Origin of the sequence: Kocuria sp. p3-SID1428 (assembly GCF_025149945.1) — a bacterium.
Classification (GTDB): domain Bacteria; phylum Actinomycetota; class Actinomycetes; order Actinomycetales; family Micrococcaceae; genus Kocuria.
Window position 1 is genome coordinate 19,495 of the sequence record NZ_JALXVH010000024.1, and the last position, 23,273, is coordinate 42,767.

General features: G+C 70.2%; 22 protein-coding genes and 1 tRNA gene. 9 read left to right on the plus strand and 14 right to left on the minus strand.

The window, feature by feature from the left end:
- Positions 1 to 158: 158 nt before the first annotated feature.
- Positions 159 to 1,571: a TIGR01777 family oxidoreductase gene (locus M3E84_RS06905; RefSeq protein ID WP_259895482.1), complete on the plus strand. Its 1,413-nt coding sequence runs from the start codon at positions 159 to 161 to the stop codon at positions 1,569 to 1,571.
- A gap of 144 nt (positions 1,572 to 1,715) precedes the next feature.
- Complete coding sequence (locus M3E84_RS06910; RefSeq protein ID WP_259895483.1) at positions 1,716 to 2,867, plus strand: Fic family protein; 1,152 nt, start codon at positions 1,716 to 1,718, stop codon at positions 2,865 to 2,867.
- Here the strand turns inward: M3E84_RS06910 and M3E84_RS06915 are convergent.
- Both M3E84_RS06915 and M3E84_RS06920 read right to left on the minus strand, forming a co-directional pair.
- Positions 2,864 to 3,637 carry an SDR family oxidoreductase gene (locus M3E84_RS06915; protein ID WP_259895484.1) on the minus strand — a complete coding sequence of 258 codons (774 nt, stop codon included), beginning with the start codon at positions 3,635 to 3,637 and terminating at the stop codon, positions 2,864 to 2,866. The genes M3E84_RS06910 and M3E84_RS06915 overlap by 4 nt on opposite strands.
- A 279-nt stretch (positions 3,638 to 3,916) precedes the next feature.
- A tRNA-Ala gene (locus tag M3E84_RS06920) sits at positions 3,917 to 3,989 on the minus strand.
- Positions 3,990 to 4,063: 74 nt separating this feature from the next.
- Here M3E84_RS06920 and M3E84_RS06925 point away from each other — a divergent pair.
- Complete coding sequence (locus tag M3E84_RS06925) at positions 4,064 to 5,089, plus strand: LysR substrate-binding domain-containing protein (RefSeq protein ID WP_259895485.1); 1,026 nt, start codon at positions 4,064 to 4,066, stop codon at positions 5,087 to 5,089.
- Between the two features lie 30 nt (positions 5,090 to 5,119).
- Here the strand turns inward: M3E84_RS06925 and M3E84_RS06930 are convergent, their stop codons facing one another.
- The gene (locus M3E84_RS06930) at positions 5,120 to 6,127 is read right to left on the minus strand and encodes a mechanosensitive ion channel family protein (protein WP_259895486.1); all 1,008 of its coding nucleotides are present in this window, start codon (positions 6,125 to 6,127) and stop codon (positions 5,120 to 5,122) included.
- Positions 6,128 to 6,280: 153 nt separating this feature from the next.
- On the opposite strand from M3E84_RS06930, the gene M3E84_RS06935 reads away from it, so the two are divergent.
- Positions 6,281 to 7,096 carry a DedA family protein gene (locus M3E84_RS06935; RefSeq protein WP_259895487.1) on the plus strand — a complete coding sequence of 272 codons (816 nt, stop codon included), beginning with the start codon at positions 6,281 to 6,283 and terminating at the stop codon, positions 7,094 to 7,096.
- Between the two features lie 78 nt (positions 7,097 to 7,174).
- Here the strand turns inward: M3E84_RS06935 and M3E84_RS06940 are convergent, their stop codons facing one another.
- Positions 7,175 to 8,173 carry a magnesium and cobalt transport protein CorA gene (locus tag M3E84_RS06940; protein WP_259895488.1) on the minus strand — a complete coding sequence of 333 codons (999 nt, stop codon included), beginning with the start codon at positions 8,171 to 8,173 and terminating at the stop codon, positions 7,175 to 7,177.
- 205 nt (positions 8,174 to 8,378) lie between these two features.
- Between M3E84_RS06940 and M3E84_RS06945 the strand changes: the two genes are divergently transcribed.
- Together M3E84_RS06945 and M3E84_RS06950 are read left to right on the plus strand one after the other, a co-directional pair.
- Positions 8,379 to 9,431, plus strand: coding sequence for a glycine betaine ABC transporter substrate-binding protein (locus M3E84_RS06945; protein ID WP_259895489.1), 1,053 nt, complete (start codon positions 8,379 to 8,381; stop codon positions 9,429 to 9,431).
- Positions 9,432 to 9,451: 20 nt separating this feature from the next.
- The gene (locus M3E84_RS06950) at positions 9,452 to 10,675 is read left to right on the plus strand and encodes a pyridoxal phosphate-dependent aminotransferase (RefSeq protein ID WP_259895490.1); all 1,224 of its coding nucleotides are present in this window, start codon (positions 9,452 to 9,454) and stop codon (positions 10,673 to 10,675) included.
- A gap of 167 nt (positions 10,676 to 10,842) precedes the next feature.
- Here the strand turns inward: M3E84_RS06950 and M3E84_RS06955 are convergent, their stop codons facing one another.
- Entirely contained in the window at positions 10,843 to 12,423 is a 1,581-nt protein-coding gene (locus M3E84_RS06955; protein WP_259895491.1) for an MFS transporter, read from the minus strand.
- Between the two features lie 243 nt (positions 12,424 to 12,666).
- On the opposite strand from M3E84_RS06955, the gene M3E84_RS06960 reads away from it, so the two are divergent.
- Positions 12,667 to 13,212 carry a TetR/AcrR family transcriptional regulator gene (locus M3E84_RS06960; RefSeq protein WP_259895492.1) on the plus strand — a complete coding sequence of 182 codons (546 nt, stop codon included), beginning with the start codon at positions 12,667 to 12,669 and terminating at the stop codon, positions 13,210 to 13,212.
- Between the two features lie 9 nt (positions 13,213 to 13,221).
- Here M3E84_RS06960 and M3E84_RS06965 read toward each other — a convergent pair whose 3' ends face one another.
- Both M3E84_RS06965 and xseA read right to left on the minus strand, forming a co-directional pair.
- On the minus strand, positions 13,222 to 13,482 hold the full coding sequence (locus tag M3E84_RS06965; RefSeq protein WP_204782806.1) for an exodeoxyribonuclease VII small subunit: 261 nt from the start codon (positions 13,480 to 13,482) through the stop codon (positions 13,222 to 13,224).
- A 36-nt stretch (positions 13,483 to 13,518) separates the two neighbouring features.
- On the minus strand, positions 13,519 to 14,805 hold the full coding sequence (gene xseA / locus M3E84_RS06970) for an exodeoxyribonuclease VII large subunit (protein WP_259895493.1): 1,287 nt from the start codon (positions 14,803 to 14,805) through the stop codon (positions 13,519 to 13,521).
- Between the two features lie 82 nt (positions 14,806 to 14,887).
- Here xseA and M3E84_RS06975 point away from each other — a divergent pair, with 82 nt between their 5' ends.
- Together M3E84_RS06975 and M3E84_RS06980 are read left to right on the plus strand one after the other, a co-directional pair.
- Positions 14,888 to 15,940: a hypothetical protein gene (locus M3E84_RS06975; RefSeq protein WP_259895494.1), complete on the plus strand. Its 1,053-nt coding sequence runs from the start codon at positions 14,888 to 14,890 to the stop codon at positions 15,938 to 15,940.
- A gap of 79 nt (positions 15,941 to 16,019) precedes the next feature.
- Positions 16,020 to 17,102, plus strand: coding sequence for a 4-hydroxy-3-methylbut-2-enyl diphosphate reductase (locus M3E84_RS06980; RefSeq protein ID WP_259895495.1), 1,083 nt, complete (start codon positions 16,020 to 16,022; stop codon positions 17,100 to 17,102).
- A 21-nt stretch (positions 17,103 to 17,123) separates the two neighbouring features.
- On the opposite strand, the gene rmuC is transcribed toward M3E84_RS06980, so the two are convergent.
- The 7 genes from rmuC to M3E84_RS07015 all read right to left on the minus strand — a co-directional run.
- Entirely contained in the window at positions 17,124 to 18,362 is a 1,239-nt protein-coding gene (rmuC, locus tag M3E84_RS06985) for a DNA recombination protein RmuC (RefSeq protein ID WP_259895496.1), read from the minus strand.
- An 86-nt stretch (positions 18,363 to 18,448) separates the two neighbouring features.
- Positions 18,449 to 19,210 carry a DUF4352 domain-containing protein gene (locus tag M3E84_RS06990; RefSeq protein ID WP_259895497.1) on the minus strand — a complete coding sequence of 254 codons (762 nt, stop codon included), beginning with the start codon at positions 19,208 to 19,210 and terminating at the stop codon, positions 18,449 to 18,451.
- Between the two features lie 67 nt (positions 19,211 to 19,277).
- Entirely contained in the window at positions 19,278 to 19,892 is a 615-nt protein-coding gene (locus M3E84_RS06995; RefSeq protein ID WP_259895498.1) for a response regulator transcription factor, read from the minus strand.
- The gene (locus M3E84_RS07000) at positions 19,889 to 20,989 is read right to left on the minus strand and encodes a sensor histidine kinase (protein ID WP_259895499.1); all 1,101 of its coding nucleotides are present in this window, start codon (positions 20,987 to 20,989) and stop codon (positions 19,889 to 19,891) included. The genes M3E84_RS06995 and M3E84_RS07000 overlap by 4 nt, the downstream gene beginning before the upstream one ends.
- Positions 20,986 to 21,807, minus strand: a complete 822-nt coding sequence (locus M3E84_RS07005) for an ABC transporter permease (protein ID WP_259895500.1) — start codon at positions 21,805 to 21,807, stop codon at positions 20,986 to 20,988. The genes M3E84_RS07000 and M3E84_RS07005 overlap by 4 nt, the downstream gene beginning before the upstream one ends.
- 43 nt (positions 21,808 to 21,850) lie before the next feature.
- Positions 21,851 to 22,813: an ABC transporter ATP-binding protein gene (locus M3E84_RS07010; protein WP_259895501.1), complete on the minus strand. Its 963-nt coding sequence runs from the start codon at positions 22,811 to 22,813 to the stop codon at positions 21,851 to 21,853.
- Between the two features lie 99 nt (positions 22,814 to 22,912).
- A partial coding sequence (locus tag M3E84_RS07015; protein ID WP_259895502.1) for a hypothetical protein occupies positions 22,913 to 23,273 on the minus strand: 361 nt, incomplete at its 5' end.

Below are 23,273 nucleotides of genomic sequence, written 5' to 3' on the forward strand. Positions count from 1 at the left end.
CGCTCCGACGCCGCGCGTCGGGACGGGGGCCTGGGTCATCTGCGGGATCGCCTCGCCCGGGCCGGCCCACGGCTCGGCGGCTGGCGCCGTCGCCGCGCACGGAGGACACTGAGGGGATCGGCCCCGTGGCCGATGACCCGAGCCGGAAGGAGTGCGACATGGCGGTCTTCCACCATCAGGAGGTCCTCGAGCATCCGCTGGAGACCGTCTGGGACTGGCACTGCCGTGCCGGGGCCCTGACCCGGCTGAGTCCCGAGTGGGCCCAGACGGTGCTGCAGGAGTCCTGGCCCCCGCTGTCGACGGGCTCACGGGCCCATCTGCGCACCAGCGCTCCGGGCACCGCAGGGTCGGTGCGCGTGCCGTTCGTCAGCGAGCACGAGCCCGGGCCCACGCAGCACTCGTTCGTCGATCGGATGGTGCGCGGCCCGCTGAGCAGCTGGGAGCACACGCACACCTTCGCCGCGCATGAGGACGGCGGGACGCTAATCACCGACCGGATCGACTATGAGCCGCTGCCGGGCCGCCTGGGCGAGAGGGCAGGGTTCGTCGCCTCCGCGATGCGTCCCACGCTGGAGGCCACATTCGGCGCGCGCTCGAGGAAGCTGCGCGCGGATCTGGACTTCCACGATGAGCTCGACGGGATCAGCGGAGGGCGCAGGCTCAACGTGCTGATCGGCGGGGCCTCGGGGCTCGTGGGCTCCCAGGTCGCCGCCATGCTCTCGACCGGTGGGCACAGCGTGCGCAGACTGGTCCGGCGAGCGGCCCAGCGCGAGGACGAGGTCTCGTGGCACCCGGGCACGGGGCAGCTGAATCCCTCGGATGTGGCCTGGGCGGACGTCGTCGTGCATCTGGGCGGAGCGAGCATCGCGCGCCGCCTCACGGAATCCGGCAAGCGCGCCATCCGCGAGTCGCGGCTGTCCTCCACCGGGCTGATCGCCGACGTGTGCGAGCAGCTGCCCGCCTCCGTGCGCCCGGAGGCCTTCGTGTGCGCCTCGGCGATCGGCTATTACGGCGGTCAGCGCGGCGACGAGCAGCTGGACGAGGACTCGGCCTCAGGCGTTGGCTTCCTGGCCGAGGTCTGCCGCGACTGGGAGGCGGAGGCTGCCCGTGTGGAGGCCCTGGGCGTGCGCCGGGTCAGCCTCCGCACGGGCGTGGTCATGACGAGCCTGGGCGGGATGCTGCGGATCCAGCTGCCGCTGTACCTGGCCGGGCTCGGCGGCCCGCTGGGCGGCGGGCGCAATCACCTGTCCTGGATCTCGCTGGAGGACCTCACCCGGATCTACGCCCTCGCAGTCGTCGACGCCGGTCTGGAGGGGCCGGTGAACGCCGTGGCCCCAGAGCCGGTGCGCCAGCGGGAGTTCGCCCGCGAGCTCGGCCGCGCACTGCACCGGCCCCGGATCGTGCCCACCCCGGCGCTGGGACCCCAGCTCCTGCTGGGGAAGCAGGCGAACGAGGAGTTCGTGATGGCCGACCAGCTCGTGCGCCCGGCCGCGCTCGAGGCCCACGGGCACGCGTTCCGCCACCCGAAACTGGCCGACGCCCTGGGGGAGACGCTGCCGCCGAGAGGCTGAGCGGCCCCGGGCGCCGCAGCGTCGGGCCGTCATCGGACGCGAACCTCTGTCCAGAGGGCGCCTCGACTCCGACCGGCTTCTAGCCAGCATCAGATAGTCGCCTTGTGTCAGTTATTATCTGATTCCACAGAGGAAAGGCGCCGCATGCTGTTCACGACTCCGGCCCTGACGGATGATGACTCGGCGGTGCTGGCGGCCATCGATCGTCACCGAACCGACCTGCGATACAACCTCGCTGCGCCGCACCGGTGGGTCGGAACCCTGGCACGGCAGCAGCGGGCCCGGGACATCCTGGGGTCGAATTCGATCGAGGGCATCCACGTCAGCCGGGACGAGGCCCTGGCGATGGCCGTCGAGCAGGAGGAACTGGTCGAGGTCGACGACGACTGGCTGGCCGTCAAAGGCTATTCAGACGCGATGACCTATGCGCGGGTCATGGCTGAAGGAGGCCGGACCATGAGCCTCCCGGACCTGCTGGCACTGCACTTCATGGTCACCAGCCATGATCTCAGCAAGCGCCCGGGACGGGTTCGGGAGTCCGAGGTCTATGTCCAGGAGCAGGACACGGGCAGCGCCGTGTACACCGGCCCGGATGCTCAGGATGTCCCTGGACTCGTGAACGAGCTGCTGGAGTCGATCGCAGAGCAGGCAACGGCGCATCCGCTCGTCGTGGCTGCCATGGCCCATCTGAACCTGGTGATGATCCACCCGTTCAGCGACGGCAATGGCCGCCTGTCGAGGATCCTGCAGTCATGGTGCCTATATCGCCACGATGTCTCCGACGCCGAATTCGTCTCTGTGGAGGAGCATCTGGGTCGCAACACCCAGTCCTACTACGACGTTCTCGCCGGTGTCGGGGCCGGCCGGTGGTCTCCCCAGCGGGACGCGGGGCCGTGGCTCGAGTTCATGCTCACGGCCCACTACCGTCAGGCCATGACCATCAGGCGCAGGATCCGCGAGCTGGAGCAGATCGCGGTGCTGGTCGATGAGCTGATTGCAGCCAACGGGCTTCCTGAGCGGTCTGCGGCGGCGCTCGAGTTCTGCTTCACCGGATGGCGCCTCACCAACGCGCACTATCGGGAGTCCTCGGATGTCAACGCCAATACGGCTTCGAGGGACCTTGGAGCAGCCGTCCGCGCCGGCGTCCTGGATCGTCGCGGCGACAAGCGCGGCGCCTCCTATGTTCCGGCTGAGAACCTGCAGAACGAGCTGGCGACGATTCGTCGCACGGCCGCGGACGAGTTCGATCCCTCCCTCGATCCGTATCGAACACTTCGACGCCGAGGCTCCCTCTAGCTCTCCGGCTTGGAATCGCGGGCGAAGCGCTCCGCCTTGATGCGCTCGGGAAGGACGCGGTTCACAGCAGCGGCGCGCTTGGTGGCGGCGTCTCCGCCCACCACATGATCCTTGCCCGCGAACAGCGCGTCGAGGCCCTGCCGCGCGACGACGGACGGATCGTTCTTCCAGTCGTTCGAGCCGAACTTCGTGTCGTCCATGCCGGCCGTGTGGTGGAAGTCGGTGGCCGTGGCCCCGGGCATCAGGACCGTGACGCTCACGCCGAACTCGCGCAGCTCCTGGCGCAGTCCCTGGGCGAAGCTGCTCATGAAGGCGCGGGTGGGCCCGTAGATCGACTCATAGGGGGTCGGTGTAGTGGCCGACAGCGACGACGTGATCAGGATCCGCCCCGCTCGACGCTGCGCCATGTGCCGGGCCACGTGCTTGGCCAGGACGACCTGCGAGGTCACGTTGAGCCCGAGCATGGCCAGCTCGTCGTCCAGGTCCGTGTCCAGGAAAGAGCCGCCGAGGCTGCGTCCGGCGTTCAGGGCCGCTACCTCGAGCGGCCGATCCAGCTGCTGGACAGCCTGCCAGACCGCGTCCGCGCCCTCATGAGTCGACAGGTCGGCCTGGACCGGGTGCACCTCGACGCCCGGCAGCTGCTCGGGCAGGTCGAGGATCCGGGCTCCGGACCCGACGCCCACGATGTCGAATCCGCGGTCGGCCAGGCCGTGGGCGAGCTGGAGGCCGATGCCCGCGGAGGCTCCGGTGATCAGTGCGAGAGAAGACATGCCACCAGCTTAGGACGTGGCGCGCCAGGCAGCCTTGCGGGGATGCGCACGGCATCGAGTGGCCCCGCAGAGTCCTCGCTCGATTCGAGTGGCGTCGTGGTGTGGGTGTGCACCCGCGGGCGCACACCACGACGCCACTGGATGACGGGGGAGACGCTGACTCACACTGAGAGGCCACTCGACCTGCTCGGGGGCTGGGCGCGGGGCGATTGCTGCAACAGGGCATGAAGAAGGCCCTCCGATTCGGCGTCATGCCTGATCGGAGGGCCTTTCACGGGGTGGAGCTAAGGAGAATCGAACTCCTGACCTCTTCATTGCGAACGAAGCGCTCTACCAACTGAGCTATAGCCCCGGAACGAACCAGATCAGGGTACGCCCCAGGTGGCTGGGCGTCCAACTCCGGGCGCAGCCTCTAGTCTGTGCGGCATGGAATCCCACGCGCACCCGGAGCCCGAGCAGCAGGATGTCGCCGACCAGCAGGACGTGCCGGGGCCTGCGTCGAGTGCTTCCGCCACGGCGCAGGGCCCTGTCCTGCGCGTGGGCTACGAGACCGGGATGATGCCGGGCAAGTGGCTGCGGCGCTGGCGCGAGCGCGGCGACGGGCTCGAGGAGCAGCAGCTGGCGCCGGGGCAGTGGCCGCAGGCGCTGGGGGAGACGGCCGACGTCGCCCTGATCCGCCTGGCACCCCACCCGCGTGACGACGCAGGCCCGGCGCTGACCGACCTGCAGCGGCTGCGGGAGACCTTCCACGTGGTCGAGCTCTACGACGAGCAGCAGGTCGTCATCCTGCCCGTGGACGACGAGCTGACCCTGCTCGACGACGTCCCCGTGGCCGAGCTGACCGACGAGTGGCTGCTGCAGGACCTCGATCAGCTCCCGGAGCACCGTCCGTCGGCACGGGGGCGCGGCACGGATGAGGACGGAGCACCGCGCGAGCTGCCCGAGATCGCGGATTCCGGGGCGGCGGTGGAGCTGGTGGCCGCCGGGGTGGGGCTGTACGTGGCGCCCATGTCGGTCGCGCGCTGGCATCACCGCAAAGACCTGACCTATCGCCCGATCCCGGAGCTGCCGCTCGTGCCCGTCGTGCTGGTGTGGCCGAAGGGCCTGCCGGAGCAGACCGAGGCGATGGTCCAGGACTTCCAGGGCATCGTGCGCGGGCGCCGTGAGGGCAGCTCCCGAGGCAGCGAGTCCGATTCGTCCGCGACCCGCGGGGACGAGGACCTCTCGAACAGCCGCGATCCAGAGGTGCAGCGGGCGGCACGGGCCGCGCGCAAGCGCGGCAAGGCCAAGTCCGGTGCCGCCTCGGGAGGCTCCCGCACGGGCAAGGGCACGAGCCGCGGCGATCAGCTGGCCGGAAAGCGGCTGGCCGGAGGCCGCCCGCGCCGCTCCGGCGGCGGTCGACCCGGCGGCAAGCCCAAGGGCCGCGGCGGAAGGCCCGGCCGGGGGCGCTGAGCCGGGGCTGCCGAGCAGGGCGCCCCGGCCTCAGCCCTGCTTCGGCTGCCCGCCGCCCACGATCGGCTGCGCCCCGGTGGGTGGGGTCGAGTCGTGCGGGGAGTCGACGGTGAGGCCGCCGCCGCGGATGACCGCCTGGTTGACCAGGGGCACCCGCAGGCCCTCGCGGTCGAGCATCTTCTTGATCCGCACGCGCAGCAACCGGGCCACGGCCCACTGCTGGGCCGGGGCGGTCTTCACCGCCAGGCGCACGGTCAGCGACTCGCCGGACAGGGCTTCCACGCCCCAGACCTCCGGGGCGCCCATCACGTGCTGGCCGACGTCGGGGTCGCGGGGCAGCGAGGAGAGCTCGGCCTCGAGGCGGCGGATCATGTCGTCCAGGTCGATGTCGTAGGGCAGCGGGATGTCGAGCACGCACTGAGCCCAGCCCTGGGACTGGTTGCCCACGCGCAGGATCTCCCCGTTGCGCACGTGCCACAGGGTCCCCTCCACATCGCGCACGCGCGTGATGCGCAGGCCCACGTCCTCGACCGTTCCCGAGGCCTCGCCCAGGTCCACGATGTCGCCGATGCCGAGCTGATCCTCCGCGACGATGAAGATGCCGGAGAGGTAGTCCTTGACCAGCGACTGGGCACCGAAGGACAGGGCCACGCCCGCGATGCCGGCCGAGGCCAGCACCGGGGCGATGTTGAAGCCCATCTCGGAGATGATCATCAGCAGCGCCACGGCCCAGATGATCAGCACCACCACCGAGGACAGCACCGCGCCGACGGTGCGCGCCCGCTGCGCCTGGCGCTTGGTCGCGATGCCGGAGTCCTCGACCCAGCGACGGGTCCCGGAGGCCTCCACCTTGGCGACCACACGGGAATGCGTGCCCTTGGCGATGCCGCGCGTGATGCGCTTGATGATCAGCCGGACCAGCGCGGAGGCCACCAGGGCGATCAGGATGATCAGCAGGATCCGGGAGGGGGCTCCGAGCCAGAAGGACCAGGTGGTCATGTCGGCGGGGGAGATCTCTGAGGAGGCCAGCAGCTGCATGGCGGGCAGGATAGTGTCCGCGCCTCAACGGCACCTGATGGCTCCCAGCGGATACCCGGCCCGGTCTGGGAGCATGTCCTGACGCAGATCGTTCCCGGTGCCGCAGCAGCCCATCGGCGCGGAAGCCGCGAGCCAGACCTCCCGAGGAGACCCATGCCCCTGATCAGCACCTCAGCGCTGACCATCGCAGCCCAGTCCGCACCGCAGATCGCCGCGCAGTCGGCCTCCGAGGAAGCCGGGCTGACCGGCATCGCCGGGTGGTCCGTCGACCTCATGGATGCGATCGGCGCACCGGGGGCCGGCATCCTGGTGGCGGCGGAGAACCTCTTCCCGCCTCTGCCCTCGGAGATCATCCTGCCGCTGGCCGGATTCACGGCCACTCAGGGCGGCTTCACCCTGTGGGAGGCCATCTTCTGGACCACGCTGGGCTCGGTGGTGGGAGCCATGGCGCTCTACGGGCTGGGGGCATGGCTGGGCCGTCGTCGGCTGTATCTGATCGTGGACAAGATCCCGCTCGTGGACGTCCACGACGTCGAGCGCACCGAGGACTGGTTCGACAAGTACGGCCCCTACACGATCTTCTTCGGCCGCATGGTGCCGCTGTTCCGGTCGCTGATCTCGATCCCCGCGGGCGTGGAGCGCATGCCGTTCTGGTTCTTCACGGGGCTGACCACGCTGGGGTCGCTGATCTGGAACACGATCTTCGTGGTGGCCGGCTGGGTCCTGGGCTCGAACTGGCACCTCATGGAGGAATGGGCCGGCGTGTTCTCCAACATCGTCTACGTCGTGGTCATCCTCTTCCTGCTCTGGTGGGTCGTGAACCGCATCGTCAAGATGCGCCGCGGCAAGACGGACTTCGCCCGCGATGAGTCGGTCGATGACATCCTCGCCCGGCGTGCCCGCAAGGACGAGCAGATGCGCGAGCGCCGCGAGGAGAAGAAGGCCGCCCGCCGCGCCAAGCGCGCCTGAGGACCGCACGGACCACGACGACGGCCGGTCGCCTTCCGCGGAAGGGGACCGGCCGTCGTCGTGCTCAGCGACGAGGGCTCACAGCCAGTCCTTGCGCTTGAACACGATGTAGAGCACGAGCGAGCACAGTGCCATCAGCCCCAGCGAGTACGGGTAGCCCAGCGCCCAGTGCAGCTCGGGCATGTCGTCGAAGTTCATGCCGTAGATCCCGGCGATGAGGGTCGGCACCACCAGGATGGCAGCCCAGGACGAGATCCTCTTGGTCTGCTCGTTGAGCTGCATGGCGGCATCGTTCTGCCGGCCGGCGGTCAGGGTGGCGTCGAGCTGCATGGCGTCGTTGAGCGCCGAGCGCAGCGATTCCAGGCGACGCGTCACCGACACGGCGTGATCGGACACGTCGCGCAGCAGATGGCGCATGCTCTCATCGTCCCTGAGCCGATCCGCCCGAGCCGCCTGCCCGAGCATGCCCTCGAGAGGCTCGCTGGCGCGGTGGAAGGCGGTGACCTGCCGAGCCAGGCTGTAGATGCGCGGAGAGACCCGGTCCTCGCCGGCCAGCAGGTCGTCCTCGATCTGATCCAGATCGGCCGAGACCCCCTGCAGGACCGGGAAGTAGTCGTCCACCATCTGATCGACCACCGCGTAGTGGACGGCCGAGGGCCCGCAGGCCAGCAGCTCGGGATCGCCCTCCAGCCGACGGGCGGCTCGGCGCAGCACCTCCGAGGGCTCATAGCGCACCGTCACGGCGTAGTCGGGGCCCAGGAAGATATGGAGCTCCCCGATCCGGATCTGCTCCTGGGCGTCGTCGTAGACGGCAGGGCGCAGCACCGTGAACATGTCCTGCCCGTAGCGCTCGACCTTGGGCCGCTGGTGGGCCTGCAGGGAGTCCTCGACGGCCAGGTCGTGCAGCTCGAAGTGCTGCTGCAGCTGATCGAAGTCCTCCCGGGTGGGCGATTCCAGCCCGATCCAGGTGAAGCGCCCGTCCGGCTCCTGATGGAGCATGGCCGCGCATTCGCCGATCGTGCCGGGGGATCCGATCCGATGTCCCTGCTGATAGACGGCGCAGTGCTGAAGGCTCATGGGCCCCGATCCTAGGTGCACCCGCTCGGGACGTCGGCGAGACCCGGTGCGCCCAGCGACCGGCCGAATCCGCACCGTTCAGTCATCGACAGGCCGAGTAGTCACTGCTTCCGCGCTGAGACGGTGAGGATTCGGCCCCCGGATGCGGGTGGTGTGAGCAATCGGCCGGTCAGCTGCTCGCCGTCGCTTCCCTAGACTGGCGCGCATGGAAATCAGCGGGCAGCGGGACACTACGTCTTCCGGGGGCGGCAGCACGGCCCCGCGCGATCTGCTGGCGATCGCCGCGACCGGGCTGCTGGTGCTCACCGGCTGCGGGGACGGCGGCGAGGACCCACAGCCGGCGGCCTCTGTCGATGGCCCGGTCCTGGTCGGGGCCGGCCCCACCCTGCAGACGCAGGCCGTGGCGGATGCGTGGGTGCTGGCGCTTGAAGACAGCGGCATCGCGGCCGAGGTCCGCGAAGTCGAGGGCGGCCGTGCCGCCTATCTGCAGGCGGTCGAGGACGCCAAGCTCGACGTCTACCCGGACTACACCGGCGATCTCTATCTGGAGCTCGACGCCGCCTCAGCCGAGCAGTCCCCAGCAGAGCCGACCCCAAGCCCCGGGGAGGAGGCGGCAGCCGACAGCGGGGGACTGATCGATTCGCTGACCTCCCTGGTGGGACAGGACCCAGGAACCGCGGGGTTCTCGGATGCCGATGTCGAGGCAGCCGTGCAGGAGCAGCTGCCCGACGGCCTGACCCTTCTGCCCACGGGCTCCGCCGATCGCACACGGGCCATGGCTGTCACCGCGGCCACGGGCGCGCAGCTGTCCGGCAGCACCCTCGAATCCTTGAGCGAGGACTGCTCGGAGATGACCTTCGGCGTGCCTCGGTCCGAGACCGACCAGCCGGTCACCGTCCCGGCACTCGAGGCGCTCTACGACTGTCAGCCGAAGGAGATCGTGGGCTTCGACTCGCCGAAGGAGACCGTGGAGGCGCTGCTGCGCAATGAGGTGCAGGCAGCCGTTGTGGTCACCACGCTTCCGGAGATCGAGGACAACGCGCTCGTGGTCCTCGACGACGGCGCCGGGGCCATGATCCCCGAGCGCGTGGTCCCCGTGGCCGACGAGCAGCTGCCGCAGAGCGTCCGGACTGTGGTCGATGACGTCGACGGCCGCCTGGATGCCGAGGCCATGACCCTGCTGACGCGGATGACGACCTCCCAGACGCTGTACACGCCCTACGAAGCGGCCGACTACTGGTGGGACACGCAGAACTAGCTCCGGCGTATCGTGGACCCATGCGCAAGATCACCCAGTCCAAGAAGCTCGCCGATGTCCGCTACGACGTTCGAGGCCCGGTCCTCGAGCAGGCAGAGCGCATGGAGGACGCGGGACACCGCATCCTGCGCCTGAACATCGGCAACCCCGCGCCGTTCGGCTTCGAGGCCCCTGACGCGGTGCTGGTGGACATGATCAAGAACCTGCCGAACGCGCAGGGCTACTCGGACTCCCGCGGCATCTTCTCGGCCCGCACCGCGGTCGTGCAGTACTACCAGACCCGCGGGATCATGAACCTCGACGTCTCCGAGGTCTTCCTGGGCAACGGCGTCTCCGAGCTGATCACCATGTCGCTGCAGGCGCTGTGCGACGACGGCGATGAGATCCTGGTACCCGCCCCGGACTACCCGCTGTGGACCGGAGCCACAGCCCTGTCCGGCGGCACGCCCGTGCACTACGCCTGCGACGAGGCCGACGGCTGGAACCCGGATCTCGAGGACATCCGGGCCAAGATCACGCCGAGCACTCGGGGCATCGTGGTGATCAACCCGAACAACCCCACCGGGGCCGTGTACTCGCGCGAGACCCTGCAGGGGATCGTGGATCTGGCCAAGGAGCACGACCTCATCCTGTTCGCCGATGAGATCTACGAGAAGATCACCTACGAGGGCGCGGAGATGATCAACCTGGCCGCGCTGTGCGGCGAGGACGTCCTGTGCCTGACGTTCTCGGGGCTGTCCAAGGCCTACCGCGTGGCGGGCTACCGCTCCGGCTGGCTGGCGATCACCGGCCCCAACTGGAAGGCGGAGTCCTACCTCGAGGGGCTCAAGCTGCTGTCCAATATGCGCATGTGCGCCAACGTGCCTGCCCAGCACGCCATCCAGACGGCCCTGGGCGGCTATCAGTCGATCAACGACCTGATCCTGCCGGGCGGTCGCCTCAAGGCGCAGCGCGACCTCGCCTACGAGCGCCTCAACGCAATCGACGGGGTGACCTGCGAGCCCGCTCGCGGGGCGCTGTATCTGTTCCCCAAGCTGGACGTGGAGAAGTTCGGCATCGTGGACGACGAGCGCTTCGCCCTGGACCTGCTCAAGGAGCAGAAGATCCTGGTCAGCCACGGCTCGGCCTTCAACCTGCCCACGCCGGATCACTTCCGCCTGGTCTTCCTGCCCTCGGTCGAGATGCTCTCCACGGCGCTGGATCGCATCGAGGAGTTCCTGGGCAGCTACCACCAGGTCCGCTGATCGGAACCCCTGACGACGCCGGCTCCCCGACTCCTCGAGTTGGGGAGCCGTCGTCGTTCCGGGCGAGGGCGACCGCGGCACCGTGGTGCGCTGGGAGCTCGTGACAGCTCAGCAGGCCATCAGCTCTGGTGGCCTGCTGATCTGCCGCCAGCCGGGACTGCGGCGGATCAGTCCTCGGGATCCGTCGAGGCCGGGGGCACGATCGACATCTGCCCCGTGCGGGCATCGACGGTCGCGGTGAACGACGGGCTGCGCAGCAGGCGCAGGGCCAGCATGGCGAAGGCGATCAGAGCGATCGTCGAGACGATGCCCGTCATCTGGATCGCCTGGGTGTAGGCCAGTCCCGCGGCGTCGATCAGCTGCTGGCCGTCGGCCGACTGGCCGCCGACCGCGTAGGCGCCGCCCAGCGTCTCGCGAGCGGCCTGGGCGCTGTCGGGGTCGAGGTCCTCGGGGATCAGCAGGAAGCGCTGGTAGAGCCCGGTGACGATCCCGCCCACCAGCGAGGTGCCCAGCACGGAGCCCAGCTCGTAGCCGGTCTCGGAGATCGCCGAGGCCGAGCCCGACTTCTCCGGCGGGACCGAGCCGACCACGAGCTCGGTGGACAGCGTGGTCGAGAAGCCCAGCCCCAGCGACAGCACGGCGTAGCCGAGCGTCAGCGGCCACCAGGAGTCGTTCGCGAACACCGCGAGCACGGCGTAGCCGGCGGCGATCAGCAGGACTCCGGTGACCACGACCGTGCGGGGCCCGGCGGTGCCGGCCCAGCGCGCGCCCACCAGTCCGGAGACGATGGCCAGGGACATGCCGGGGATGATCATGAGCCCGGCGGTGAAGGAGTCCATGCCCACCACGAGCTGCAGGTGCTGGGTCAGGAAGAACAGGAAGCCGAACTGGGCCAAGTTGGAGGCGATGTTCACCAGCACGCCGCCGGAGAAGCGGCCCGAGCGGAACAGCCCGAGCTCGAGCATGGGGTGGCTCAGCCGGCGCTGGCGCAGCACGAACAGGGTTCCGAAGGCCAGGCCCACGAGCAGGGCCACCGCGGCGGTGAGGACCGAGCCTGCGGTGGCGGCGGTCTTGATGCCGTAGACGATCGGGGTCATGGTCAGGATCGCCAGCGCGGCGGAGACCAGGTCCAGCTTGCCGGGGTTCGGATCGCGCGACTCCGGCAGCACGATGGGAGCCAGCACCGCGAAGAGCAGGCAGAAGGGCACCGGTGCCAGGATCGCGGCGTGCCAGCTGAACCAGGTGAGCAGCCCGCCGCCGATGAGCGGGCCGAGTGCGGCGCCGGCGCTGAAGCCTGCGGTCCACACGGCGATCGCGATGCGGCGGGAGTCGTCCGAGGGGAAGAGCACGCGGATCAGGGACAGGGTGGCAGGCAGCAGCATGGAGCCGAAGACGGCCACGGCCACGCGGGAGGCGATGAGCATCTCGGGACTCGTGGAGAGCCCGCCGGCCGCGGAGGACAGGGCGAAGCCCACGGCCCCGATCATGAGCAGCCGTCGACGGCCGATGTGATCGCCCACGGTGCCCATGGGGATCAGCAGGCCGGCCAGGATCAGCGGGTAGATGTCCACGACCCACAGCAGCTGGGTTCCGGTGGGGCGCAGGTCGGCGGCGATATCCGGCAGGGCGAAGCTCAGGGTGGTGGTGGTCACCGCGACGGTGAGCACCGGCAGCATCAGGGCGGCCAGCCCGATCCACGCGCTGCGCTGGGTGCCCTGCTCCTGGGTGGCGGTCTGGACAGTGGACACGCTGACCTCCTCACATGCTCTCGGCTCGCGGGTTTCGAGCGGGACCGGGGCGGTGCCTCACCGGCGGCTCGGGCGAGCGGCGTCATCTTGGGTGCGCCGTGACAGCGGCACCCGCGTAACTGTACCGTCTGGACGGTATGGTTTCACGCGAGTGTCGTGAGGCTCACCGCAGCGGCGCCTCCGTCGCTGCGGATCCATCGGCTCGACCCGTCGCGACGACGGCAGACGGAGGAGGCAGCAGACGTGGCACGCAAGCCCCAAGCCCGGGAGAAGCTCCTCGACGCCTTCGACCGGATCGTCGTGGACGAGGGCGAGCGCTCAGCGACCCTCGAGGCCGTGGCGGCGCGCGCCGGGGTCTCAAAGGGCGGGCTGCTCTACCACTTCTCCACCCGGCAGGAGCTGGCCGACGCCTCGGTGGAGCGCATGCGGCAACTCGCCGAGGAAGGCACGCAGGCCATGGAGGCCTCCGCCGAAGGCTCCGCCCGGGCCTACCTGCGCTCCTCCCTGTGGGCCGATACCGCCCTGGACCGCTCGATCCTCACGACCTCGCGCCTGGTCCAGAGCGGCGATCAGGGTGCGAGGGAGGCCATGCTGAGCCTCGAGGCCCGCTGGTACTGGATGCTCGAGGCCGAGCTGGGCGATCCCGTGGCGGCTCAGGCCGTGCTGCATATGGGCGACGGGCTGTACCAGAACGCCGCGCTCGGGATCCTGGCGGATCGGGCGCAGGACCGCGAGGCGGTCATGGAGCAGCTGCTCGAGGCGCTCGAGCGGCTGCGCCCGAGCGGCTGAGCTGCCGGCTCAGTCCTGGTCGTCGACGCTCTCTCGGCGCGCGCGGGCAGCGTCCAGGCGGTCCCGGGCGCCGTCGAGCCACTGCTCGCAGCGATTGGCCAGGGCCTCGCCGCGCTCCCACAGCGCCAGCGACTCCTCCAGTGCCGTGCCGCCGGCCTCGAGCTTGGACACGGTGGCCACGAGCTCCTCGCGAGCCTGCTCGTAGCCCATGGACTCGATATCGGACAGATCCGGTGCTGCGCCGGGGGAGGACGGGGTGGTCTCGGTCATGAGTGGGGTCCTTTCGGGAATTCCAGACAGTGCGGGTCAGTCGTCGCGGCGCTGGCCTGGGCGGCGCTGGGAGAGCTCCAGGGCGCGCACCGACAGCTCGCCGGCGGCCAGGCGCACCGTGAGCTCGTCGTCCACGGCCACCTGATCGGTGCCGCGCACCACGACGCCGTGATCGTCCTGGACCACGGCGTAGCCGCGGTTGAGGGTCTGCTGCGGCGACAGCGCGCGCACCCGCAGCTTCATCTGCTCGATCGCCGTGCGATCGCGATCGATCCGGTGGGCGGTGGTGCGCTGGGCGCGCTCGCGCAGCCGGTCGATGTCCTCCTCTCGCACCAGGATCATGCCCTCCGGCTGATCCAGCACAGGACGGGAGCGCACTGCGTCCAGGGCGCGGCGCTCGCGGTCCAGGAACTGGGTCACCGCGCGATCCAGCACCGCTCGGGCGCGAGCCACATTCGCCTTCTCCTCCACCAGATCAGGGACCACTCGCTTGCCGGCGTCGGTGGGTGTGGAGGCGCGGACATCCGCCACGTGATCCAGCAGCGGCTGGTCGTTCTCGTGCCCGATCGCCGAGATCACCGGCGTGGTGGCATCGGCGACGGCGCGCAGCAGCCGTTCGTCGCTGAACGGCAGCAGGTCCTCGAAGGCGCCGCCGCCGCGGGCGATGATGATGACGTCCACGTCCGGGTGCGCGTCCAGCTCGGCGAGCGCGCCCATGACCTGGCCCGCCGAGGCGGCGCCCTGCACGGCCACGTTGCGGATCTCGAACTGCACCGACGGCCACCGCAGGGAGGCATTGCGCACCACGTCCTTCTCGGCATCCGAGTTCCGCCCGGTGATCAGCCCCACGCGCTGCGGCAGCTGGGGGATGGGGCGCTTTCGCTCGGCGTCGAACAGGCCCTCCTCGGCCAGTGCCCGGCGCAGCTGCTCGATGCGCACCAGCAGGTCTCCCAGGCCCACCGGGCGCACGCCGTGGCCGATCATCGACAGCCGACCGGTCTTGGTCCAGTAGTCCGGGCGGACCTGCGCCACGACCCGCATGCCCTTCTCGAGCGGGGTCTCCAGCGCCTGCATCTCGCGCGGGAACAGGGTCACGGGCACTGAGATCTCCTGGTCGACGTCGCGCAGGGTCAGGAAGGTGACGCGCGGGCGCTGATTGATCTCGATGATCTGGCCCTCGACCCAGGTGGGGTCGCAGCGGGCGATGTAGGCGTGGAGGTTCTCGGCCAGCAGGCGCAGCGGCCACGGGTTCTCCGGCGTGGTCAGCCCCGCACGCGGGGCGGGGGCCGGGCGCTGGTCTCCGGCGGGGGGCTGTTCCGTCATGGTCCATGCATACCACCCGTCTCGGGCAGGTCACGGGTCCGACGCCGGTCGGTGGACAGCCGGTCCCGGTAGCGTGGTGCGCATGACTGCTCCGCGCTCCGAGGCCCCTGCCGCAGGCCTGCCCTGGGATCGCCCCGCACCCGCCGCACGGCGCCGAGGCCGCGGTGCGCTCGGTGTGCTGCGCACGGTTGTGGCCGCGGTGCTGGCGCTGTGCGCCGGGCTGGCTGCGGTGATGGCCGTGACGACCACCTGGATCGATGACACGGTCATGGACCGCGAGGGGTTCTCGGCGCTGTCGGAGGATCTGCTGGCGGATCAGCAGCTGCGCGATGAGATCGAGGCCATGGCCCTGGATTCCGCCTCCCAAGCCATCCAGGACGCCGACACCGGCGACATCCCGGTGGGCGGGATGATCACCGGCTGGGTGGATCGCAGGGTGGGCTCGACCCTGGTCGAGTACTTCGACGGCGATGACTACCCGCAGGACATGCGTGAGGTCATGGAGGGGACCTACGACGCCAATGTGGCCGCCGCCGAGGGGCCCGACGGCGCCCCGGAGGACCTGCAGGTCGACGTCGCCCCGGTCCTGGACGGGCTCTCCGGGTCCATCAGCGACCGACTGCCCTTCGGACTGGAGATCGATCTGTCCTCCATGGATCTGCCCGGGATCGACGGCGGCGTGGCCGAGATCCCCGACTCAGCTACCGGCCCCGCCCTGGATCAGCTCGCCGAGGTCTCGCAGCAGGCGCCGTACTGGTGGATCGCCGCCGGCGTCGCGGCCGTGCTGGCGCTGGTCATCGCCCGGCACCGCGAGTGGATGCTGCTGGGGGCCGGCCTCGGCCTGATCGGCGGCGTGATCGCAGCCGGGATGGCCCTGCAGGGATTCGCCGAGACGACCATGGCCTCCCCGGATCTGGAGGGCGTGGGGCGCACGGTGGTCGATCGGATGTTCGCCGCGCTCGACGCCGGGCTGAATAAGCGACTGAGCCCCTGGCTGTGGGCCGGCGTGGCGTTGTCCGCCGCGGGCGTGGTGCTGGGCGGGCTGCGCCTGACCTGGCGGCTGGGCGGCGACGATTCCCGTGGGGGCTCGGCCACCGGGCTGAGCCGCAGGGGACGGCGGGTCATCGAGGCCTGAGCCTGTGGCGGGCCGCGGGGCGACCCGGTGACATGCATGACATGTCCCCGTCACCTGTTGAGCCCGTAGAATGCGGGACATGTCCGCACCCGTCGCCCTTTCCATGCCTGTCGTCCCCCGCGTGCGCCGCTCTCCGCAGGAGATCGCGGCGGCAGCGCCCGTCGAAGGGGACAAGAAGGTCCTGCTGGCCTCGCCGCGCGGTTACTGCGCCGGCGTGGATCGTGCGGTGATCGCGGTCGAGAAGGCGCTCGAGCACTACGGCGCACCGGTGTACGTCCGCAAGGAGATCGTGCACAACAAGCACGTGGTCCAGACCCTCGAGGCGGACGGCGCCGTGTTCGTCGAGGAGGTCGACGAGGTGCCTGAGGGCTCCCTGCTCGTGTTCTCCGCCCATGGCGTCTCCCCGGCGGTCGTGAGCTCGGCCGCCGAGCGCGGTCTGCAGACCATCGACGCCACCTGTCCGCTGGTGACCAAGGTGCACCGCGAGGCCGTGCGCTTCGCCAAGCAGGGCCGCCAGATCCTGCTCATCGGGCACGTGGGCCACGAGGAGGTCGAGGGCACCTACGGCGAGGCCCCGGACCGCACGATCATCGTCAACGGCCCGGAGGACGTGCCGAGCCTCGAGGTCGAGGACCCCGACAACCTCGTGTGGCTGTCGCAGACCACGCTGTCCGTGGACGAGACCCTGGAGATCGTCACCGCCCTGCGCGAGCGCTTCCCCAACCTGCAGGATCCGCCCTCCGATGACATCTGCTACGCCACCTCCAACCGCCAGGGCGCGATCAAGGAGATCGCCCCGCAGACGGATCTGGTGATCGTGGTCGGCTCGCCGAATTCGTCGAACTCCGTGCGCCTCAAGGAGGTCGCCGCCGAGTACGGCGCAGCCCGCGCCGAGCGCGTCGACACCGCGAACGAGGTCGACGAGTCCTGGTTCGAGGGCGTGCGCACCGTGGGTGTGACCTCGGGGGCCTCCGTGCCGGAGGTCCTGGTCCGCGACGTCATGGCCCTGCTGGCCGAGTACGGCTACGAGGACGTCGAGGAGGTTGTCACCGCAGAGGAGGACATCCTCTTCTCGCTGCCCAAGGAGCTGCGTGCGCGTCTGACGGCAGACGGCGACGCCTCCCGCAGTCTCGGCGGCCGCGGAGCGCGCCCGGCCCGCTGAGCCTGTCGGCCGATCGATAGGTCAGTCCTGCGGCCCTTCCTGCGTCTCCTGGTCCAGCAGCTCCGGGGCTGTGATCGCACGCGGGGTGGACTCGACCGTGGCCGTCTCCAGGCGGTCGTCGGCCGGTGCCGTGACATCCAGGTCGTTGAGGCGACGGGCCGTGGGCAGAACGCGGGTCTCGAGCGAGCCCACGAGCTTGTTGTAGGTCTCCACGGAGCGGCGGATGGACCCGCCCATGGCGCTGAGGTGCCCGCCCACGGTGCCCAGCCGGTCGTAGAGATCCCGCGACAGCTGCAGCAGCTGCGAGGCGTCCTGGGCCAGCGACTCCTGGCGCCAAGAGAAAGCGACCGCCTTGAGCGAGGCCAGCAGGGAGACCGGCGACACCAGGGCCACGCTGCGCGCCGCAGCGTGATCCAGCAGCGAGGGATCCGCCTCCAGCGCGGCCGACAGCGCCGACTCCACGGGAACGAAGCACAGCACCAGCTCGGGGGAGCCGACGGTCGAGGTCCAGTACTTCTTGGAGCCCAGGGCGTCCACGTGCGCTCGCAGGGCATCGGCGTGGCCCTTGAGCAGCTTGGTCCGGGCTGCGAGGGCCTGCTCCGAGCCGTCGTGGCCGAGGTCCTGGGCGCGCAGGTACGAGGCCATGGGGGCCTTGGCGTCCACGATCAGCCGCTGCTCCCCGGGCAGCTTCACGACCATGTCCGGGCGGTGCGCACCGTCCTCGGTCTGCACGTGGACCTGCTCCTGGAAGTCGACGTGGCGCAGCATCCCCGCGGCCTCCACCACACGGCGCAGCTGGACCTCGCCCCAGGCGCCGCGGGCGGAGTTGGAGCGCAGCGATCCGGCCAGTGATCCCGTGACGCGCTGCAGCTCGGCGTCCGCCTCCCGAGCCTGCTCGAGCGCGCGGGAGACCTCCCCGAACTGCTGCGAGCGGTCCTTCTCGAGCCGGGTCACGTGTTCCTGGACCCCGCGCAGCCGATCGGCCAGCGGAGCCAGAGCGGTGAGGACGTCCTGGTCCTGGGCGGAGCGCTCCTCCAGCGCCGCCACGCGCTCGGTCTGCAGCCGGGAGCTCTCCTGCGCGGCGGCAAGGCGGCGCTGCAGCTCGACGTTGTCCTGCCGCATGCTCTCGAGCTCCCGGCCGTCCGCTCCACCGGCCGCACGACGGGACGCAAGCAGCCAGCCCACGGCCAGACCGGCCACCGCGCCTGCGATGAAGAGCACCAGGGGGAGGACGATGTCGAGGGAGGAGGTCTGTTCCATGCGACTCAGATTCTCAGCCCGCTCCGACAGCACAGCGCGGCCCCGTCCTCGGACGGAGCCGCGCTGTGACGAGAACCCTCAGTAGGTCAGAGGCTCCACTCCCAGCCCTCGGTGTCGAAGACGGGGGCATAGATCAGCGTGCCAGAGGAGTCGGTGACATCGAAGACGAGCGAGCCGGAGACGTTCTCGCCCGGACCGATCTCGTTGGTCAGTGATTCTGATCCTTCGAGGCAGGCATAGGTCGCGACCGTGCCGATGTCGTTGGCCGTGCGGCCCGAAGAATCCACGAACTTCCAGTCGTACGGATTGAACATCATGGAGTCGATGTAGAACAGCTCCTCCATGTCCTCGGCGGATCCGGTGCTGGCCGTGATGTCGACCTTGACGAAGGACTCGTTCTCCGGGGCCTCCGCGTAGGGGCTGGTGCACTGGAAGTCGGGCTGGATATCGGTGACCTCGAAGGACAGCGCCTTCTCCCCGGAGGAGGCGGTGAGGCTCGCCTCCTCGCCGATCTGCTTGGGGATGTTGCCGCGCTCGCTGAGGCCGGAGGCGTCGGCGGCAGGCTTGGCCGCCTCGTCATCCTCGACCGCCTTCGACGGCTCGGCGGAGTCTCCGCTGTCGGCTGATGCTGAGTCCTCCTCGGCTTCGGACGACGATTCCGTGGAGGACTGGTCCTCGGCTGGAACCGTCTGCGTGACCGTCACGGTCTCGGGAGCCGGCTGCTCGGCGGAGTCGTCGGATGCCTCAGGGGTGCAGGCGGCCAGGGCCAGAGCCAGGGCGAGCGTGCCGAGGGCAAGGACAGGGGAGCGACGGGGGTGGGACACAGGGGCCTCCGGGTTCTCGGGCATTCAGTCATCGTTCAGGCTGTGTCCAACATCCTAAAAGGTTCGCCATGCGCACCGATGCTCTGACAGCTCAGAGCCACCCGTTGTCCTGCGCAGCACGTGCGGCCGCGGCGCGGTTGGCCGTATGCGTCTTGCTGATCGCCGAGGACAGGTGGTTGCGCACCGTGCCCTGGGACAGGTGAAGGCGGGCGGCCATCTCCTTCACGGAGGCGCCGTCCAGGGCGATGCGCAGGACGTCGCGCTCGCGCTCGGTCAGAGGGCTGCCGCCGGTGATCAGCGACTCCTCGGCCAGGGAGGGGTCGATCACGCGTCCACCGCCGTGGACGGTGCGCACCGCGGCGGCAAGCTGCTCGGCAGGCGTGTCCTTGACGACGAAGCCGCGTGCCCCCGCCTCCAGCGCCCGGCGCAGGTACCCGGGGCGCCCGAACGTGGTGACGATGAGGCTGCGGCACCCGATCCCCGCGTCCCGCAGGGCGGCGGCGGTCTCGATGCCGTCGCGGCCGGGCATCTCGATGTCCAGCAGCGCCACGTCCGCGCGGTGCTCGCGCGCCAGGTCCACGACCTCCGTTCCCGAACCCGTCTGGGCGACGATCTCCAGGTCCCCCTCGAGCTCCAGCAGCGCCGCCAGGGCGCCGCGGACCAGCGCCTGGTCATCGGCCAGCAGCAGGCGGATCTTCTCGGTCATGGCAGCCGCACCTCCAGTCGGGTTCCGGGGCGATCGGGGGAGGCGTCGGCGGCGCTGAGGATCAGCTCGCCGCCTGCCTGGCGCACGCGCTCGCGCATGCCGCGCAGGCCGTTGCCCGTGGCCGCGTCCGGATCGGCTCCGACGCCGTCGTCTTCCACCACCAGTCTGCCGGGTCCGGCCTCCACCGTGCAGACGGTGGCCTGGGCATGGCGGATCACATTGGTCACGGCCTCGCGCAGGCACCAGGCCAGCAGGGTCTGCTGCTCGGCCGGCAGGCCAGCAGGACCGGGCAGCCGCGCCTCGATCTCGGCGGCGTCCAGGGCCGTGCGCGCCGAGCGCAGCTGCGCCGCCCACTCGGGGCTGTGCTGACCGCCGACGGCCTGCCGCACCTCACCGGCGGCCTGGCGGGACAGGGCGAGCACCTCATCGAGCTCGGCGATCGCGCGCTGCGGGTCGCGCTCCACCATCCGGCGAGCGAGCTCGGTCTTGACCGTGATGACGGTCAGCGAGTGCCCCAGCAGGTCGTGGACGTCGCGTCCCAGCGATTCCCGCTGCTGCGCCAGGAGCAGCTGCTCGGCGAGGTCGCGTGTGCGCTCCTCGCGGTCCATCACGGAGGCCAGCACGGCCATCAGGACCGAGGACATGGCGATGACCGGGACGCCCCAGAACAGGTGCTGAGGCCACACCCAGATCAGCAGGGCCGCCGTCAGCGCGTCGAGCACCAGGATCCACATCACGCGGGAGCGCACCGAGGGGAGGCGGAATGCGAGCAGCGCCACCAGGAAGGGGAAGCACCCCAGCACCGACCCGCCCAGCAAGGGTGTCAGCAGAGCGAGGCACAGAGTCAGGCCGAACAGCCACATGAGGGTGGCCGGGATGCGCGGCAGGCGGCTCAGGGCGCCCGGCTCCCACCAGGACAGCACGTAGACGACGGCGAAGAGCAGCAGGAGCCCGATGCCGACGGCCATGGCCGCCGGACCGTGTCCGCTGCGCAGCAGCCCGACCAGGGGGAAGGCCAGGAAGATCAGCCAGATGGAGGCGTAGAGGGTCGATCCGATGCGCTCGTCGCGCGTGGTCTCGGCGGGGGAGATGGTCATGCCCGAGCCGTCGAGCGTCGGGCCGCCAGCAGGGTGGTGACGGCGAAGATCGCGGTCCAGGCGAGCACATTGACCAGAAGCCCCAGCAGGCTGTCCTCCTGCGCGGCGTTCATCCCCTCCAGCTGCGGCCACGACGCCAGCCCCTTCAGCCCGTACATGGGAGTGAACTTGGCGATCTCCAGCAGCGTCCCGGACAGCGGCATGAACAGGTTGCCGAAGAACGCGAGCACCACGAGCAGGCCCGAGGCGGCCCCGACGGCGGACTCCGAGCGGAACAGCAGCCCGAAGGTCAGCCCGTAGAGCGCGAACATGGCCGAGGCCGCCACGGTGATCAGGCCGGTGGCGAGCCAGGTGCCGATCGGGCCGATGTCGGCGCCCGTCAGCGCAGCCACGATGAAGACGACGATCACCGGAAGCGCTGCGATGGCCAGCGCCACCAGGACCTTCGCGGCGGCGTACTCCGCCTGGCGCATGGGAGTCAGCCCCAGCAGTCGGCCCCATCCCTTGGAGCGCTCGACGGCTGCGGTGCCGGCGATGTTGGTCGTGGCCACAGTGGCTCCGTAGACGGCCATGGAGACGGCGATCGTCCCCGCGACATTGCCTGAGCCGGCGGGGAAGTCGCCGAACTCCGTGAGCGCCCCGAACATCAGGTACAGCGCAGAGGGCAGCACGATGACGAAGAACAGGCTCTCGACCATGCGCAGATTCCGTCGCAGGTCGTAGGCGGCGTAGCGCAGGACGGCCAGGACGGGGCTGCGTCGAGCTGCAGAGACAGGCGAGGGCGCTGCCTGCGCGCCGTATGCGGTGGAGGTGGTCATGACGAGGGCTCCTTCATGCGGGTGGACGGCTGCCCGGGGACGCTCAGGCGGCGTCGTCGGCGGTTGTCGAGGTCAGTCCCACGAAGGCCTCTTCGAGGCCGGCCTGGGCGATCAGCAGGTCGCTGGCCCGGGTCGTGGTCAGCAGCGTGCGGGCGATCAGGTCGGTATCGGCGCCGCTGAAGACGGTGCGCTCCGGGGTCTGCTCGATCTGCACGCCCTCGGGAAGCCGGCTCAGCACGGAGGCGGGGTCGCCGTCGTCGGGGTCCCAGCGGCAGGTGACGCGACGCAGCCCGCCCATGGCGCGGATCTGTTCGGTCGTGCCGTCGGCGATGATGCGCCCGGCGCTCACCACGACGATGCGGTCGGCGAACTGCTCCGCCTCCTCGAGGTAGTGGGTGGCGAAGATGATCGTGCGCCCCCGCTGGGCCTCCTGGTGCATGGAGGCCCAGAACTCGCGTCGCACGGTCACATCCATGCCGGCGGTGGGCTCGTCGAGCACGAGCAGCTCGGGCTCGCACAGCAGAGCCAGGGCGAAACGCAGACGCTGCTGCTCGCCTCCCGAGCATTTGGAGACCTTCCTGCGGGCGATGCCGGAGGCTCCGGCACGCTCCAGGGCCTCGTCGACGGGAAGATGGCGGGGATGCTGCGTGGCGACCATCGCCACGGTCTCGCGCACCGTCAGGTCATCCAGCAGGGCTCCGCTCTGCAGCACCGCCGACACCCGACCCTGGTTGACCGCCTGGCGCGGGGGAAGCCCCAGGACGCGGCAGGTCCCGGACGTGGGGTCGGTGAAGCCCAGCACCATATCCAGCGCTGTGGTCTTGCCGGCCCCGTTGGGGCCCAGCAGGGCGACGATCTCGCCTTGGGTGATCGTGAGGTCCAGCCCGTCGACGGCCGCGATCCGGCCGGAGCGTGTACGGAAGCTCTTGTGCAGGTCGGTCAGCTCGACAGCCGGGGGAGCGACGGGCTCCGCGCGGGGGTCTGGGGCATCGGGTGCTGTTCGCATGCCTCCATGGTCCACGGCGCGGGGTGCTTTCCGCCGTCATGAGGTGTCACGACCTGACCATGACAGATGGCCCATATGTGCGGGACGAGCCCGACGGGATCAGTAGATGCCGTCGGGGCTGGTCGCCCTCTGGTTGTAGTCCTTGACCACGGAGGACTCGAGGGGGAGGCTTCCGGGCTCGACGATGCGTCCGCCGGCGATGCTGCGGATCACCACCTTGTTCGTGATCCGGCCGGCCCCGCTGGTGCTCGAGGCGCCGTCGCGGAACGTGAACAGGATCCGCGGGTTCCTGCTGGAGCGCGATTCGCTCGTCACGCGGGTCCCTGCCGGGATCATCCACTGCAGGCGCGTGGTGCGGGTGACGGGATCATATGCGGAGTGGAGGACGCGGCGACGCGAGATGGTCGACGGGGTGGGTGCTCCGAGAGCTGGCGTGGAGTCCTTTCGCGGTGAACTGCGC